General features: G+C 66.0%; 16 protein-coding genes and 1 tRNA gene. 10 read left to right on the top strand and 7 right to left on the bottom strand.

Annotation, left to right across the window (positions count from 1 at the left end; all coding sequences use genetic code 11):
* Positions 1 to 80 precede the first annotated feature (80 nt).
* From DFR29_RS09295 to DFR29_RS09275, 5 genes are all read right to left on the bottom strand, one after another.
* Positions 81 to 1,355 (bottom strand): hypothetical protein, encoded by a 1,275-nt coding sequence (locus DFR29_RS09295; protein ID WP_133818299.1) that lies wholly within the window; start codon positions 1,353 to 1,355, stop codon positions 81 to 83.
* 97 nt (positions 1,356 to 1,452) lie between these two features.
* Positions 1,453 to 2,766, bottom strand: a complete 1,314-nt coding sequence (locus DFR29_RS09290; protein ID WP_133818298.1) for an acetamidase/formamidase family protein — start codon at positions 2,764 to 2,766, stop codon at positions 1,453 to 1,455.
* A 145-nt stretch (positions 2,767 to 2,911) separates the two neighbouring features.
* Positions 2,912 to 3,382 carry a GyrI-like domain-containing protein gene (locus DFR29_RS09285; protein WP_133818297.1) on the bottom strand — a complete coding sequence of 157 codons (471 nt, stop codon included), beginning with the start codon at positions 3,380 to 3,382 and terminating at the stop codon, positions 2,912 to 2,914.
* Between the two features lie 130 nt (positions 3,383 to 3,512).
* Positions 3,513 to 3,956: a VOC family protein gene (locus tag DFR29_RS09280; protein ID WP_133818296.1), complete on the bottom strand. Its 444-nt coding sequence runs from the start codon at positions 3,954 to 3,956 to the stop codon at positions 3,513 to 3,515.
* A gap of 84 nt (positions 3,957 to 4,040) precedes the next feature.
* On the bottom strand, positions 4,041 to 4,841 hold the full coding sequence (locus tag DFR29_RS09275) for a helix-turn-helix domain-containing protein (RefSeq protein WP_166653978.1): 801 nt from the start codon (positions 4,839 to 4,841) through the stop codon (positions 4,041 to 4,043).
* Positions 4,842 to 5,002: 161 nt separating this feature from the next.
* On the opposite strand from DFR29_RS09275, the gene DFR29_RS09270 reads away from it, so the two are divergent.
* Positions 5,003 to 5,302 carry a hypothetical protein gene (locus DFR29_RS09270; protein ID WP_133818294.1) on the top strand — a complete coding sequence of 100 codons (300 nt, stop codon included), beginning with the start codon at positions 5,003 to 5,005 and terminating at the stop codon, positions 5,300 to 5,302.
* A 58-nt stretch (positions 5,303 to 5,360) separates the two neighbouring features.
* Complete coding sequence (locus DFR29_RS09265; RefSeq protein ID WP_133818293.1) at positions 5,361 to 5,753, top strand: hypothetical protein; 393 nt, start codon at positions 5,361 to 5,363, stop codon at positions 5,751 to 5,753.
* 27 nt (positions 5,754 to 5,780) lie between these two features.
* Here DFR29_RS09265 and prfA read toward each other — a convergent pair whose 3' ends face one another.
* A complete protein-coding gene (gene prfA, locus DFR29_RS09260) occupies positions 5,781 to 6,866 on the bottom strand; it encodes a peptide chain release factor 1 (RefSeq protein ID WP_133818292.1) in 1,086 nt (361 codons plus the stop codon).
* A complete protein-coding gene (hemA, locus tag DFR29_RS09255) occupies positions 6,863 to 8,137 on the bottom strand; it encodes a glutamyl-tRNA reductase (RefSeq protein WP_133818291.1) in 1,275 nt (424 codons plus the stop codon). Before hemA ends, prfA begins: the two co-directional genes overlap by 4 nt.
* 210 nt (positions 8,138 to 8,347) lie before the next feature.
* On the opposite strand from hemA, the gene DFR29_RS09250 reads away from it, so the two are divergent.
* The 8 genes from DFR29_RS09250 to ychF all read left to right on the top strand — a co-directional run bounded on the left by DFR29_RS09250 (position 8,348) and on the right by ychF (position 15,211).
* The gene (locus DFR29_RS09250) at positions 8,348 to 10,075 is read left to right on the top strand and encodes a tetratricopeptide repeat protein (RefSeq protein ID WP_133818290.1); all 1,728 of its coding nucleotides are present in this window, start codon (positions 8,348 to 8,350) and stop codon (positions 10,073 to 10,075) included.
* Entirely contained in the window at positions 10,075 to 10,689 is a 615-nt protein-coding gene (lolB, locus tag DFR29_RS09245; RefSeq protein ID WP_133818289.1) for a lipoprotein insertase outer membrane protein LolB, read from the top strand. The genes DFR29_RS09250 and lolB overlap by 1 nt, the downstream gene beginning before the upstream one ends.
* Positions 10,686 to 11,561 (top strand): 4-(cytidine 5'-diphospho)-2-C-methyl-D-erythritol kinase, encoded by an 876-nt coding sequence (ispE, locus tag DFR29_RS09240; protein WP_133818288.1) that lies wholly within the window; start codon positions 10,686 to 10,688, stop codon positions 11,559 to 11,561. The genes lolB and ispE overlap by 4 nt, the downstream gene beginning before the upstream one ends.
* Positions 11,540 to 11,615: transfer RNA gene (locus tag DFR29_RS09235), tRNA-Gln, on the top strand. Before ispE ends, DFR29_RS09235 begins: the two co-directional genes overlap by 22 nt.
* Positions 11,616 to 11,673: 58 nt before the next feature.
* Positions 11,674 to 12,630: a ribose-phosphate diphosphokinase gene (locus DFR29_RS09230; RefSeq protein WP_133818287.1), complete on the top strand. Its 957-nt coding sequence runs from the start codon at positions 11,674 to 11,676 to the stop codon at positions 12,628 to 12,630.
* 87 nt (positions 12,631 to 12,717) lie between these two features.
* Positions 12,718 to 13,461, top strand: coding sequence for a 50S ribosomal protein L25/general stress protein Ctc (locus tag DFR29_RS09225; protein WP_133818286.1), 744 nt, complete (start codon positions 12,718 to 12,720; stop codon positions 13,459 to 13,461).
* Between the two features lie 33 nt (positions 13,462 to 13,494).
* Positions 13,495 to 14,076 (top strand): aminoacyl-tRNA hydrolase, encoded by a 582-nt coding sequence (pth, locus tag DFR29_RS09220; protein ID WP_133818285.1) that lies wholly within the window; start codon positions 13,495 to 13,497, stop codon positions 14,074 to 14,076.
* 43 nt (positions 14,077 to 14,119) lie between these two features.
* On the top strand, positions 14,120 to 15,211 hold the full coding sequence (ychF, locus tag DFR29_RS09215) for a redox-regulated ATPase YchF (protein WP_133818284.1): 1,092 nt from the start codon (positions 14,120 to 14,122) through the stop codon (positions 15,209 to 15,211).
* Positions 15,212 to 15,227: the final 16 nt, after the last annotated feature.

Genomic DNA, 15,227 nt, shown 5'->3' with positions numbered 1-15,227 from the left:
TGCGCTTGGCGACGGCGGCTGTCGGCCCGTGGTTTGCAGGAAGCAGTCGGTGCCGTGGCGCCGGCACCGGCCGGATGCGCTCAGTAGTTCCTGGCGGGTTTCATCTCGGCGACGATGACGATGAAATCGTAGCCAAATACAAGTTTTGCGAAATCTTCACCGCCGCTGCGGCGGGCCTTGCCGGTGCGGCGCAGGGCGTCGACATCGAACACGGTTGCGCCTTGCGGAAACGACTGCTGCAGGAACGGCAGCGCGCCCAGTTCGGCGAGTTCCTTCCTGGCGTCGTAGGCGACGGATTTCTGTGCCGTGTCGGCGACGAAGGGCATCCACTTGTTGCTGGCGCCGCCGCCGGCCAGTACCAGGATATGCAGGGACTGGCTGTCGTTGCTGGCGGCGAATTCGCTGGCGAAATTGCCGATGTCGTACAGGTTGGTCGGCGTGATGCCGCGGGTCATGTGATAGGCGCCGAAGCGGAACAGGGCGCGCGGTACTGCGCTGCCGGCGCGCTGGGCGGCGCGGTAGTAGCGCATGAAGTGCTTTTTCATCAATTGGGAGCGCTGGCTGTTGGACGCGTAGCCGTCGCTGTTCTGGCTACGGTAGATCTGTGCGCTCTGGTCCAGTTCGTCCACCAGTTGCGCCGCTTCGCTGCCGGGCGCGGCCTGTAGCGCGTCGCGCAGGCTGGCGATGTCGGCGTCGCTCAGATTGAGCAGCAGCGCCGGGCCGGCATCGTGCTTGTCCAGCGATTCCTTGCTGGCGGCGGCATCGCGCGCGAGCAAGCGGTCTACGGCGTCGCGGGCCTTGCCGGGCTGGGTCAGTTGCTGCAGGCGTTGCAGGCTGATGCGCGCACCGAAGAGGAACTCCTGGTCCAGGCCCCACAGCACGTCGCGTGGATTGCCGCGCTGCCAGGCGCCGGCGAGCTTGCCGTCGTCCTGCCAGTCGAAGAACGGCATCGCGCCCGGATATTCCAGCGCCAGCTCGCGCAGTTTGTCGGTGCGTACGGCCTGGGTCAGGCGCTGGGCGGCATAGGGGCCGATTTCCAGCACCAGGTTTTCCGGCGCGTCCTTGCCCAGCGACTGCTTGAGCGCCAGCACGAACTGCGGCACGTCGGCAAAGCCGTGGTCTTCGCCGATCAGCACGAACTGGGCATGGCGCGCGCGTTCGACCAGGCTCTTGGCGCCGGGACCGGACAGTCCGTCGGCGCCTATGCTCAAGGCGCTGCGGTTGGCATCGAGCAGGCGTACCAGCGCTTGTTCCGGTGTCTCGCTGGGTGCCTCGGCGGCGTGGACGGCGAGGCTGCAGGCGAGCAGGGCGAACAGCACGCCGCCGCGGCGGCGATGACGGGACAACAGTGACATGGCTTTCCCCAGGAAGCAGACGAAACGCGGGCGCAAGTGCCCGCGCGCGGCAGCTCGGATGCGCCGTACGTGTCCAGGGTTTAAACGCGCGGCAAGATCATGGCGATGGTGCGGCAGCGTGTGACGGGATGTTCTGCAGCCGCTGCTTGTCGATGGCGGCCACCAGGCCTACGCTGCGCCCGGCCAGGTTGGCGATGCGGTATTCCACGCTGCTGCCCAGCACCTGGGCGACTTCGGACAGGCTCAGGCCGTAGCTCTGCTGCAGCCACAGGCTCAGGCCGGATGTGGCGGCGCGCAGGGCTTCGTCGAGCGAGCCGGCCTGGCCCAGCACCATCAGTTGGCTGGGCGATTCCACCCGCGGCATGGCGACGCTGTTGCCGCGTTGAATTTCCACGCTGAATTCCACATCGAGCGAGGTCTCCAGCGCGTACTGCGAGGTTTCGCCGTCGCCTTGCAGGGCATGGCCGTCGCCGAGATAGAGCAGGGCGCCGGGCTGGTAGACCGGCAGGTAGACGGTAGTGCCTTCGACTACGCCGTTGAAATCCATATTTCCACCATTTCTACCGGTGTCGCCGGTGGACATGGGTGGCGAGCCGAAACCCGGTGCCACGGCCAGGCCGCCGAGCATGGGGCGCACGGGAACCTCGAACGCGGCGAGCCTGGCGCCGGCGTTTTCAGGGCTGGCCATGCCGCGCGTGCGATCGAGTTTCCAGCGCACGGGCTTGCCCAGTTCGGTGGCCTTGCCTGCCTGCGCGATGCCCAGCGCACGGTGCACGATGCTGTCCAGGCTGTCGGCATAGTCGCGGTTGAGGCGAATCTTTTTGAGCCGCACGACCAGGGTGTCGCCGGGCATGGCGCCGGCGACATAGAACGGGCCGATCTGCGGATTGCCGAACAGGGCGACGGTAGTGCCGTGCTGGTCGACGCCGCCGGAATCGATGGTGGCGGTGCTGACGCTGTCGCCGGGCCACAGCGTCAGTACCGGTGTGCGCTCGGCACTGAAGGTATTGGCATAGCTGTCGGCCTGGTAGTTCAGATGGCGCGGCGGGCCGGGCGGACGTGCGGGCAGGCGGCGTGCGCTGAAGGCGTGCACGGCGCGGCGTTCGGGATGGTTGCTGTCGGGGAAGTCGGCCTTGCCGGACAGGCTGCCGGCCTGCTGCTCGCCGTTGAAGACGTAGCGCGCCTGCTGTGCATCGGTGGCGGAAAAATGCAATTTGCGGCCTTTGCGCTGGCCGGCGACCGGGTCATTGTCGAGCGTGCCGCTGAGTGCGCCGGCCTGGTCTTGCAGCTGCAGCAGCTGGTAGTAGGGCGTGCCCCACAGATCGATGTTCAGCAGCCACTGTTCTTCGGCGGCGCGGGCGGTGCTGGTGCAGGCGAACAGGGCTAGCAGGAAAAACCGGCGGATAGACATGGGCAGCGCGGTGTCCGTGAGGGCGAGGGAGATTGGCGGCGCAGCGAATTGCGCCGGATGTTCCTGCTGGATGCACGACGGTGCCAGGCGGTCGCAACGCCGACGGTTTTCGCCGGTGCTATTTCGCCGCGTTTATTCGCCCCGCTTATTCGCCGCCGAGCAGCGGCCGGTTCAGTTCGGTCTGCCATTGCGCTGCATCGTTGCCCGACTCGGGCCCGCTGACATAGCGCTCCCACAGGGTTTCCGCACGGCGATGGCCGTTGGCCTCGATCCAGTCCATGAATTCGCCCCAGCCGGCGCCCAGGCCTTCGTAGCCGCCACGGTAGACCGTGCGTGCCACGCGCAGCGAGGGCAGCTGGCCGGGCTTGACCCGGCCGGCCGGCGCAATGGGTTTGCTGACCGGAAAGCCGAGTTCGAAATCGAAGGTGTCGCCGGGGTTGCGCAGGTGATAGGAGTACATGGGACCGGTCGGGCCGGCGCCCTGGGCGGCTATCGCGCCGATCAGCTCGTTCGCGGCGGCGCCGATGAAGGCTGGCATGTCCTCGCGGGCGATGGTCAGGTGGATGACGGCAGTCTGCTGCGCGTCGCTGCGGACGATGTGCGGCGTATCGATCATGCGGGCGGCTCCTGTGGCTGTCGGCGGATGCGGTCGGGCGACTTCGCCAATGTATACGATGCAGCGCGCCGCCGGCACGGTCGGCGGCAAACCGGCCTGAGTTCGCCAGGAGGGCAACAGGTGGTGGCGATCAGCCGCTTTGTTCGGTCGTATCGTAGCGGCGCTGCATTTCTTCGGCACTGACCTGCTCTATGGAATGGCCGATATTCCAGCGGTGGCCGAAGGGATCGCGGATCGTGCCGGAGCGTTCGCCGTAGAAATGGTCCTGCGCCGGCATCAGCACGGTGGCGCCGGCGGCGACCGCGCGGGCGATCACGTCGTCCGCATTGTCCACATGGATATGCAGGCTGACGCTGGTGCCGGTGGCGTTGTCGGGTTTGCGGATGTCGTACTCGGGGAATTCCTCGCACAGCATCAGCAGTCCGCCGCCGAGATCGACTTCCGCATGACCGATACGTCCGCCGGGTTCGACCAGGCGCAGTTTTTCCTCGCCGCCGAATACCTGGGCATAGAAGGCGATTGCCGCATCGGCGTCGGCGACACAGAGATAGGGAAACAGTTCGTGCACGGCCATGGCGGTCTCCTGCGGTGAAGGTGAGCGCAGCCTAGCGAGTGGCTCTGGCGTCTGTCTTGGATAAATTTGACCGGTGCCCGGCGATCAGTCCACGCGCAGATGCAACGGCGACGCCGCGCGTGCGCGCCGCCATTGCTGGGGCGCAAGCCCGGTGAGCTGGCCGAATTCGCGGTTGAGGTGGGCCTGGTCGCTGAAGCCGGCAGCCAGGGCGATTTCGCTCCAGGGTGCCGAGCGATCCGGCCAGTGCAGCACATGCTGCAGGCGCAGCAGGCGCGCATAGCGCTTGGGCGGCAGGCCGACGCTGGATTTGAACTGGGTAATGAAATGACGGTGGCTGCAGCCGCTGGCCTGCACGGCGGCCGCGATGCTGCTGTCGTGGCGGAAGGCTTGCAGGGTCCGGGCGAATGACGGGTGCAGGCCGCGTACCGGGCGCAGATGATGCAATAGGAATTTTTGCAATAGGAAAACGTGTTGTTCCGGGCCGGCGGCGTGGGCGAGCTGCTGGTACGCGCTATCGGCGGCATTGCCCCAGAGTGCGTCCAACGCCACATGCTGTTCGCTCAGTTCGTCGGCGCCGCAGCCGAACAGGGCGAGTGCGGCGCCGGGCTGCAGCAAGGCACCGACCGAACGCGAAGGTGTGGAAATGTCCTTGAAATACGGGCTGCTGCGCAGTCCGGCGACGACGGCATGGCCGAGTGTGCTCGCAGGCGCGTCGTCGGCGTTGCGGTATAGACGCACACCGCCACCGTCGAGGCGAAAAGCCAGATGCATCTGCGCGCCGGGCAGAACGCGTTCGCGCGGCCACTGCGGCGGGCCGGTCGTACCGTGCGTCGCCCAGATCGACTGGACGTAGGGACGCAGCGCGAGGCAGGGGCGGATCAGCATGGGCAAAGCATACACAGGGTTCCGGCCGAGCGGCCGGGCGGGCGACTGTGATAGCGTTCCACGCCAAACGGGGTGCATTTTCTTGCCGTGGGCCAAGGGCAGGAAGCCTGCTGCGAAGCCCGCTGCTGTGCTGGGTCGATGCTGTTTTTTCCGGAACCGCCATGATTGAAAACGAGATTGACAGCGATACCGATGCCGAGCCCGAAGTCGACCTCGTCAATGCCCAGCTGCAATGGGAAGTGGGCGTGCTGATCGAGCTGCTGTCCGACCTGCTGCCCTGGCCGGACGTCGATGCGGCAAGCGAGCTGGTCGTCGACGGCGAGTACCGCCTGGCGGTGGAATTGCTTGGCCTGCAGGTACAGGAACGCGCGATTCGTCCCATCGCGCGCGTGACCGAGCTGTTTCGCGTGCTATGCAAGAAGATGCAGCTGGACGAACCGGTCTGGCGTGCGGCGCGCTGAGGGCGCGGGGCAAAATACGGTTGGCCATTCCAGGGAATGCGATGACAGGAGTACACCGATGACCCAACACGATCCATACCGCACACCCGAAGCACCGGTCGCTTCGCCGGCGAACGCGCCGCGGGCAGTACTCGATGTTGTCGTACTGGCTGCCGCGCTGCTTCAGAGCGTTACTACGCTGGTTTCGATACGAAGCATGCTGAACATGGTGTACGAAGGGCAGCTATCGTCGCTGATGGTGCTGCTGTTCTGGCTGTCCACGCTGCTGCTGGTGCTGGCCGGCCTGCTGTTGTTCTGGCGCAATCGCGCGGCGGCCTGGCTGTTTCTGCTTGCAGCGGCGTTCGGCGGCCTTGCGCTGCTGCTGCCCTGGCCGCTGTGGTTGCCGCACATCGGTGTCGGCGTGGCCTTGCTCGGCGCGGTTGCCGGGTTCCGGCAGGGGCGCAAGCGCTGACGCCCTGTCGCGCACGCAGCGGCCGCATCAGCCGTTCTGCGTCAGCGCCTGCAGCAGATCGGCCTGGTTTTCCTGGGTCAGGCGCTGGATCAGGTCGTCCAGGTCGCCTTCGACGATTTCGGGCAGGCGGTACAGGGTCAGTCCTTCGACGCGGTGGTCGGTGATGCGGCCCTGGGGGAAGTTGTAGGTGCGGATGCGCTGGCTGCGGTCGCCGGAACCGACCTGCAGGCGGCGGTTTTCCGCCTGTTCGGCAGCCTGCTTGGAGCGTTCGTTGTCGAGCAGGCGCGCCTTCAGCAGCGAGAACGCGCGGGCGCGGTTCTTGTGCTGGCTGCGTTCGTCCTGGCATTCGACCACGATGCCGCTGGGCAGGTGGGTGACGCGGATGGCCGAATCGGTCTTGTTGACGTGCTGGCCGCCGGCGCCGGAGGCGCGGAAGGTATCGACCTTGACGTCGGCGTCGCGGATTTCCACATCGTCCACTTCGTCCATTTCGGGAAGAATGGCGACCGTGGCCGCCGAGGTGTGGATGCGGCCTTGCGCTTCGGTTGCTGGCACGCGCTGTACGCGGTGGGTGCCGGATTCGAATTTCAGCCGCGCGAACGCGCCCTTGCCTTCGACGCGGGCGATGACTTCCTTGTAGCCGCCGTGTTCGCCGGCACTGGACGAAATGATTTCCACGTTCCAGCGCTGGCGCTCGGCGTAGCGGCTGTACATGCGGAACAGGTCGCCGGCGAAGATCGCCGCCTCGTCGCCGCCGGTACCGGCGCGCACTTCGAGGAACAGGTTGGCGTCGTCGCGGGGATCTTTCGGAATCAGCAGCAGCTGCAGGTCTTTTTCCAGTGCCTCCCGGCGCGCGGCCAGCTGCGGCAGTTCGGCCTCGGCCAGCTCTTTCATCTCGGCGTCTTTGAGCATGGACTGGGCCGCGGTATAGGCGGCTTCGTTCGTGTCGAAGGCCTGCAGTGCTGCGGCGACGGGCTCGAGCTGGGCGTATTCGCGGTTGAGCGCGCGAAAGCGGTTGTTGTCGGCGGCGGCATCGGGCTGGGCGAGCAGGGCGCCGACTTCTTCGAAGCGTTCGGCCAGCTGTTCCAGTTTGCGGCGGATGGAAGGGCTCATGCGTCCTTGTCGTCGTTGGCGGCAGCGCGGTCGAACAGGCGGGCGGCAGCCTGGATCAGTTCGCCGTCGCCGCGCAGCGCGGCAGCGCGCAGGTTGGCGCTGGGCGCGTGCAGTAGTTTGTTGGTCAGGGTGTTGGCGAGGAAGGCCAGCGCCTCTTCTGCGCTGCGGCCGCGGGCGAGCATGGCGGTGGCGCGGGCCAGCACTTCGTCGCGCTCGGTTTCGGCCTGGCGGCGCAGATCCTGTACCGGATTGCCGCGGTCCAGGGCACGGCGCCAGGCCATGTAGCGCTCGACCTGCAGGTCGATGATGGCTTCGGCTTCGCGTGCTGCGGCTTCCCGCGAGCGCAGGTTTTCGTCGATCACCTGCCTGAGGTCATCAATAGTATACAAATAGGCGTCGTCCACCTTGGCCACGTCGGCTTCGATGTCGCGCGGCACGGCGATGTCGACCAGGAACATGGGCTTGCGCCGGCGTGCCTTGAGCGCGGCCTCGACCATGGCCCGGGTCAGCACGGGTTCGCGGCTGGCCGTGGAGGAAATCACGATGTCGGCTTCGGCCAGGTGTGCGGGCAGGTCGTTCAGGCCGATGGCGTAACCACCGCAGCGATGGGCCAGGCTTTGCGCGTGGTCCAGCGTGCGGTTGGCGACGATCAGCCGGCGCACCTTCGCATCGCTGAGGTGGCGTGCGGCCAGTTCGATGGTTTCGCCGGCGCCGATCAGCAGCACGCAGGCGCCGGCCAGGTCGGCGAAGCGCTGTTCGGCCAGGCGTACGGCGGTATAGGCGACCGACACCGGGCTGGCGCCGATGCGCGTGTCGGTGCGCACGCGCTTGGCCACGGCGAAGGTGTGCTGCAGCATGCGTTCCATCGGCGCTTTCAGAGTGCGCGCAGCGCGTGCCAGCTGGTAGGCGTCCTTGACCTGGCCGAGGATCTGCGGCTCGCCCAGGATCAGCGAGTCCAGCCCGGTGGCGACACGGAACATGTGCCGCACCGCGGCTTCGTTGTCGTGGCGGTAGAGGAACTCGTCGAGCCGGCCGAGGTTCAACTGGTGGTGCTTGTGCAGCCACTGTGCCGGCACTATCTGGGCACCATCGGCTACCGAGCAATACAGTTCGGTCCGGTTGCAGGTGGACAGGATCAGAGCTTCCTCGATGCCAGCTTGCGCGGCCAGTTCTTCGACTGCCGCGCGGGCCTGCTCGGGACCGAACGCGACTTTCTCGCGCAGGTCCAGCGGGGCGGTGACGTGATTGAGACCGAGGGCTAGCAATGCCATGGATGACGGGGCCGCGCGGGCAACAATCAGCTAAGCTTGGACGCGTAGTGGGGCCGGCTAGGCCCAGGAATGCGGCCAACAGGCTGCCGCATCGCACAAAATCGCAGCTAGTGTGCGGGCGCGGTCCGGCAAGATCAAGCAAGTCCGTCCTCCGGGGCGGGCAATCGCAAACCGCCTGGTGCGGGTGCGCAACGACGATGGTGCATCTGGATGTGGATTAAATTTCGCGCTGAACGTGCCTGGACGCGCTCTGTCGCGGTCGCCGCGGCGGCCTGTTTCTCCCTGGCGGCCTGCACCACGGTGCCGCCGCGCCAGGCCGCCGCACAGCCGGGCCAGGCCGTGGTCAAGCCGCTGCCCACGGACGACGATCTGCTCGCCCAGTTGCTGGCCGGCGAGTTTGCATTGGGCCAGGCTGATCTCAAGGCAGCGGCGCAGCGCTATGCGCGAGCCGCCAGCCTCAGCAACGACCCCCTGGTTGCCGCGCATGCGACGCGCGTCGCGCTGGCTGCCAGGGACTACCCCCTGGCCCGCGAAACCCTGGCGCGCTGGCGCAGCCTGCGTGCTACCGATCCGGGGCAAGGCCAGGTTGAAGCCAGCCTGGCCTTGAGCGACGGCAATTCGGATGTTGCATTCCAGGCGCTTTCGAAGCTTGCGATGCTGCCGGACCAGCAGGGCTGGCGCCTGATCGGCCAGGTATTGCTGAGTGCACCGGACAAGCCGGCCGCTGCCCTGTTGCTGCAGCGCTTGGCGACACCGTTGGGCCTGGCGACAGCGGCAGAGGAAACCTGGGTCGCGATGAGCCAGCTCGCCTTCAAGCTGGACGACAAGAAACAGTCGCGCACCCTGGCCGACCTGTCGGTGAAGAAATTCGCCAGCGCCAATGCCTATGCCTGGTCGGCCCAGCTGGCGGTGGACGAAGGCGACAAGGCGCGTGCCGGCCGCGACTACCGCGAGGCGATCAAGCGCTCGCCCAAGGACATTCGCCTGCGCGCCGCCTATGCGCTGATGCTGGGCCAGGACGGCGACAACAAGGCCGCGGCCAAGCTGCTCGCCGACGGTCCGCAGGACGACTACAGCTATCAGGCACGCGCAGCCTATGCCGCACGCAGCAACGACAAGAGCCTGATCCAGTCGCTGTACGACGAACTCAAGTCGCGCCCGGTCGAAGAGCGCGCGGCGCGTGCCCATCTGCTGGGCCAGCTGGCGGAAATGCTGGAGCAGAAAACCGCTGCGCTGAGCTGGTACGAACAGGTCGGCAACGACAACGAAGACTGGTTCGCCAGCCAGGTGCGCCTTGCCGTGCTGATGGACGATCAGGGCAAGCACGAAGCGGCCATGGGGCTGGCGCACGAGCTGCAGCAGCGGGTCGGCGACGAGCCCGAGCAGCTCGGCGATGCCTTCATGCTGGAAGCCGAACTGCTGAACAAGCGCGAGCAGCCCGAGGCAGTGCAGGAAGTCTATGCGCGCGGCCTGCGCCAGATGCCCGACGACACGCGCCTGCTGTATGCGCGGGCGCTGCATGCGGCGGCGAACAATCGCACCGACAGCGCCGAGACCGACCTGCGCCGCGTGCTGGAACTCAAGCCGGCCGATTTCGACGCGATGAACGCCCTGGGCTATACCCTGGCCGATGCGAATCGCAAGCTCGACGAAGCGCTGGGCCTGATCGAGAAAGCCTTGAAGGTCAAGCCGGAAGATCCGGCGGTGATCGATTCCTACGGCTGGGTGCAGTTCCGCCGCGGCAACCTGGACGAAGCGGAGAAGGCCTTGCGCAAGGCTTTCGAGAAGCAGTCCGACGGCGAAATCGCCTCGCACCTGGGCGAAGTGCTGTGGGTGCAGGGCAAGCGCGACGAAGCGCGCGCGGTGTTCGAGGCGGCGCGCAAGAAGGACGCGAAGAACAAAGCGGTGGTCGAGGCCATGCGCAGGCTGGGCGTCTGATGCGCCTGAGCCCGGGTGGCGCGGGGCTGCGCTGGGTGCTGCCGCTGCTGGCCTTGAGCCTGAGTGCCTGCGCCCCGCTGCGCCTGCGCGAAGACGATGCCACCTTGCGCGTGCAGCAGCAGCGCGAGACAGCGATCCTGGCACAGCGCGAGTGGCAGCTCACGGGACGCATCGCGGTCAGCAACGGCGACGACGGCGGCAATGCAGATGTGGAATGGCTGCAGCAGGGCGAGCGCTACGATCTGCGCCTGCGCGCTCCGATCAGCGGCAAGAACTGGCGCCTGCACGGCGATGCGCGTTCGGCCACGCTGGAAGGCGTGCGCGAGCAGGCACTGACCGGCACCAGCGCGGCGGAACTGCTGGCGCGCGAAGCGAACTGGCAGCTGCCCGTGGCCGAGCTGGAGTTCTGGGTGCGCGGCCTGCGTGCGCCCAAGGGCAAGGCTGAGCTGGTGTTCGACGAGGCGCAACGGCCGGCAAAGCTGCTGCAGGCGGGCTGGACCATCGAATACCGCGACTATTTCGCCGGCAGCGAACCCGCCTTGCCGCGCAAGGTATTCGCCACCAAGGGCAAGCAGCGTGTGCGCCTGTTCATCGAGGACTGGCAGGTCCGATGAGCGAGTGGACTGCCTGGCCGGCACCGGCCAAGCTGAACCTGTTCCTGCATATTGTCGGCCGTCGCGACGACGGCTATCACTTGCTGCAGACCGTGTTCCAGCTGCTCGATCGCGGCGACACCGTTCGTCTGCGCCTGCGCGGCGACGGCGAAATCCACCGCGTGTCCGCGCTGGATGGCGTGGCGCCGGAGCACGACCTGGTCGTACGCGCCGCGCGCTGCCTGCAGGCCTTTGCAAGACCACGGGCTGGCGCCGACATTGATGTGACCAAGCGCATTCCGCTCGGCGGCGGCCTCGGCGGTGGCAGTTCCGATGCGGCTACCGTGCTGGTGGTGTTGAACCGGCTGTGGTGCTGCGACCTGGACGAAGACCGGCTGGCCGAGCTGGGCCTGAGCCTGGGCGCCGATGTGCCGGTTTTTGTGCGCGGACATTCGGCCTGGGCCGAAGGCGTAGGCCAAGTGCTTGTGCCGATTGAAATTCCCGAGCGCTGGTATGTGATTGTCGATACGCACACCCCAGTGCCGACCGGGCCGTTGTTCCAGGCGGCGGAATTGACACGCGATGCGCCGCCCACGACAATTCCGCGCTTCCTTGCTGGGGCTGAAACCTCGAACGCGTTCGAGCCGGTAGTCAGCGCGCGCTATCCCGCGATAGCGGCTGCATTGAGATGGCTGGAAACGTCTGCTGGTCGTCCGCGCCTGTCCGGTTCCGGTGGCTGCGTCTTTGTCGACGTGGCCAGCGAAGACGAGGCAATCGCGCTGGCAGCAGCCTGTCCGCAGGAGTGGTCGGCCCACGTGGCGCGCGGCGTAAACCGCTCGCCGCTGCAGGTCGAACTGGAACGTTTTATTGCTGGGGCGTCGCCAAGCCGGTAAGGCACGGGATTTTGATTCCCGCATTCGTAGGTTCGAGTCCTACCGCCCCAGCCACTGAATCACATCATCTTGGGCGTTTAGGCCCGATCGTCGGCAGTTGGTGGAGATTCGCATGAATACGCAGGGTTTGATGCTGTTCACCGGCAATGCTCACCGGCGGCTGGCGGAGAGCGTATCGCACCGGCTCGGCATTCCGCTCGGCAAGGCGCTGTGCGGGCGCTTTTCCGATGGCGAGGTACAGGTCGAGATCGAAGAGAACGTACGTCGCCAGGACGTGTTCGTGATCCAGCCGACCTGTGCGCCGACCGCTGACAATTTCATGGAACTGCTGGTGCTGATCGATGCGCTCAAGCGCGCATCGGCCGCCACGGTGACCGCGGTGATTCCGTATTTCGGCTATGCGCGCCAGGATCGCCGCCCGCGTTCCGCGCGCGTTCCGATCACCGCCAAAGTGGCGGCGGACATGATCGGCACGGTCGGCACCGACCGCGTACTCACGGTCGACATTCACGCTGACCAGATCCAGGGCTTCTTCGATATTCCGGTCGACAACGTCTATGCCTCACCGGTGCTGCTGGCCGATATCTGGCGCAGCCAGGGCACGGGCAACCTGATCGTGGTCAGCCCCGACGTCGGTGGCGTGGTGCGCGCCCGTGCGATCGCCAAGCGCCTCGACGATGCCGACCTCGCCATCATCGACAAGCGCCGTCCGCGTCCGAACGAATCGACCGTGATGAACATCATCGGCGACGTGCGCGACAAGACCTGCGTGCTGGTCGACGACATCGTCGATACCGCCGGTACCCTCTGCGCCGCAGCGAATGCGCTGAAGAGGCAGGGCGCGAAGAAGGTCGTCGCCTATTGCACCCATCCGGTGCTGTCGGGCTCGGCCATGAGCAACATCATGAATTCGCAGCTGGACGAGCTGGTTGTTACCGACACCATCCCGCTGACTGCAGAAATACAGGCCTGCCCGCGCATCCGCCAGCTGACGGTGGCGGAACTGCTGGCCGAAACGATACGCCGCGTGGCTTTCGGCGAATCGGTGAGTTCGCTTTACGTCGATTGATCCGTCAGTCGACGCTCCGGCTCTTCTGGTCGCGGAAGAGCCTTCAAGCCGCTGCGAGGCGGTTTCATCATCGAAGGTAGTTTCATCATGGCAAAAATCCACGAAATTCCGGCCGAACTGCGCCAAGACCAGGGGAAAGGTGCGAGCCGCCGCCTGCGTCATGCCGACGTCGTCCCGGCCATCCTGTACGGCGGCACCGACAAGCCGCAGAGCATCCAGTTCGTGCACAAGGACGTCTTCATGGCCTCCCAGCACGAATGGTTCTATTCCGCCATCCTCGACCTGAAGATCGACGGCAAGAACCAGAAGGCCCTGCTGCGTGACATGCAGCGCCATCCGTACAAGCAGCGCCTGCTGCACCTGGATTTCCAGCGCGTCAACGAAAACGAAGCGCTGAAGATCCGCGTTCCGCTGCACTTCCTGAACCAGGAAAAGTCGCCGGCCGGCAAGACCGCTGGCGTGCTGGTCACGCACGAGCTGAACGAGATCGTCGTCTCCTGCCTGCCGCGCGATCTGCCGGAGTACATCGAAGTCGACCTGAGCGAGCTGTCGCAGGGCGATATCGTGCATCTGTCCGACCTGAAGCTGCCGGCCGGTCTGGAAATTCCGGAACTGAAGCTGGGCAAGGAACACGACGTGGCCGTGGTACTGGCCAAGCTGGCGCGCGAAGAAGTCGAAGAAGTTGTGGCCGACGCGGCGCCGGCCGCTGCAGCGGCACCGGCCAAGGGCAAGGCCCCGGCCAAGGCGGCAGCAGCTCCGGCTGCCGGCAAGGCGCCGGCAGGCAAGGCCCCGGCAGCCAAGGCTCCGGCGGCTCCGGCCAAGAAGAAGTAAGGTTCCGCGTCCTACGACGCGTAGCTGCTTCGCATGGCTCAACTGCGCCTGCTCGTCGGCCTCGGCAACCCCGGGGCCGACTATCTCAGAACCCGGCACAACGCCGGGTTCTGGTTTATTGACGCCCTGGCGCAGCAGCTGGGCGCGCGCTTCGGCGTGGAATCAAAGCTGCATGCAGAAACAGCGAAAGTTTCCATAGGTGGACAATCGGTGCTTCTGCTGAAGCCGACCACCTTCATGAACAAGAGCGGCATCGCGGTGGCTTCCGCGCTGCGCTACTACAAGATCGACGCGGACGAGATGCTGGTCGCCCACGACGAACTCGATCTGCCGCCGGGAACGGCGCGGCTGAAGTTCGACGGTGGCCACGGCGGCCAGAACGGCCTGCGCGACATCATGGCCCACCTGGGCGACGGCAAGTTCCATCGCCTGCGTGTAGGCATAGGCCATCCGGGCCACAAGGACAAAGTCACCGGCTGGGTGCTCGGACGCGCCGGAGCCCGCGACGAGGAGGCCATCATGGCCTCGATCGGCCTCGCCTTCGACGTGCTGCCGCTGGCGCTGTCGGGCGATTTCAACGAGGCGATGAAGCGCTTGCACACGACCAAGCCTTGACCGTCCGCGCACCTTCACGAATACCAAATACTGGATTTTTCCCATGGGCATCAAATGCGGCATCGTCGGCCTGCCTAACGTCGGCAAGTCCACCCTGTTCAACGCGCTGACCAAGGCCGGTATCGCCGCGGCCAATTTCCCCTTCTGCACCATCGACCCGAACATCGGCGTGGTGCCGGTGCCGGACCCGCGCCTGAATGCGCTGTCGGATATCGTCAAGCCGCAGAAGGTCATTCCCACGTCGATGGAATTCGTCGACATTGCCGGCCTGGTCGCCGGCGCGTCCAAGGGCGAAGGCCTGGGCAACAAGTTCCTGGCGCATATCCGCGAAGTCGATGCCATCGCCCATGTGGTGCGCTGCTTCGAGCACACCGATATCATCCACGTGGCGGGCAAGATCGATCCGATCTCGGACATCGAGACCATCGACACCGAGCTGGCGCTGGCCGATCTCGAATCGGTGGAGAAAGCGTTGAACCGCGCCGAGCGCGCAGCCAAGGCCGCCGACAAGGAGGCCATGGCCAAGCGTCCCGTGCTGCAGAAGCTCGCGACCACGCTCAACGAAGGCAAGCCGGCGCGCGCCGCCGGTCTGGACGAGGACGAGAAGGCGCTGGTGCGCGATCTTTTCCTGCTCACGATGAAGCCGCTGATGTACATCGCCAATGTGCTGGAAGACGGCTTTACCAATAATCCACTGCTGGACAAAGTGCGCGCGCGTGCCGAAGTCGAAGGTGCTGAAGTGGTGCCGGTCTGCGCTGCCATCGAGGAAGAACTGTCCCAGCTCGAAGACGCCGACCGCGACGCCTTCCTGCAGGACATGGGCCTGGACGAGCCCGGCCTGAACCGGGTCATTCGTGCCGGCTACCGCTTGCTGGGACTACAGACCTATTTCACCGCCGGCGTGAAAGAAGTGCGCGCCTGGCAGGTCAAGGTCGGCGCTACCGCGCCGCAGGCCGCCGCGGTGATCCACACCGATTTCGAACGCGGCTTCATCCGCGCCGAAACCATCGCCTACGACGATTTCATCAAGTACAAGGGCGAATCCGGCTGTCGCGACGCTGGCCGCCTGCGCCTGGAAGGCAAGGACTACATCGTCAAGGAAGGCGATGTGCTGCACTTCCGTTTCAACGTCTGAACAGCGGCGGCGCGAT

Source organism: Tahibacter aquaticus (genome assembly GCF_004363655.1).
In the GTDB taxonomy this organism is placed as follows: domain Bacteria; phylum Pseudomonadota; class Gammaproteobacteria; order Xanthomonadales; family Rhodanobacteraceae; genus Tahibacter; species Tahibacter aquaticus.
This window is presented reverse-complemented; position numbering and strand designations above follow the sequence as displayed.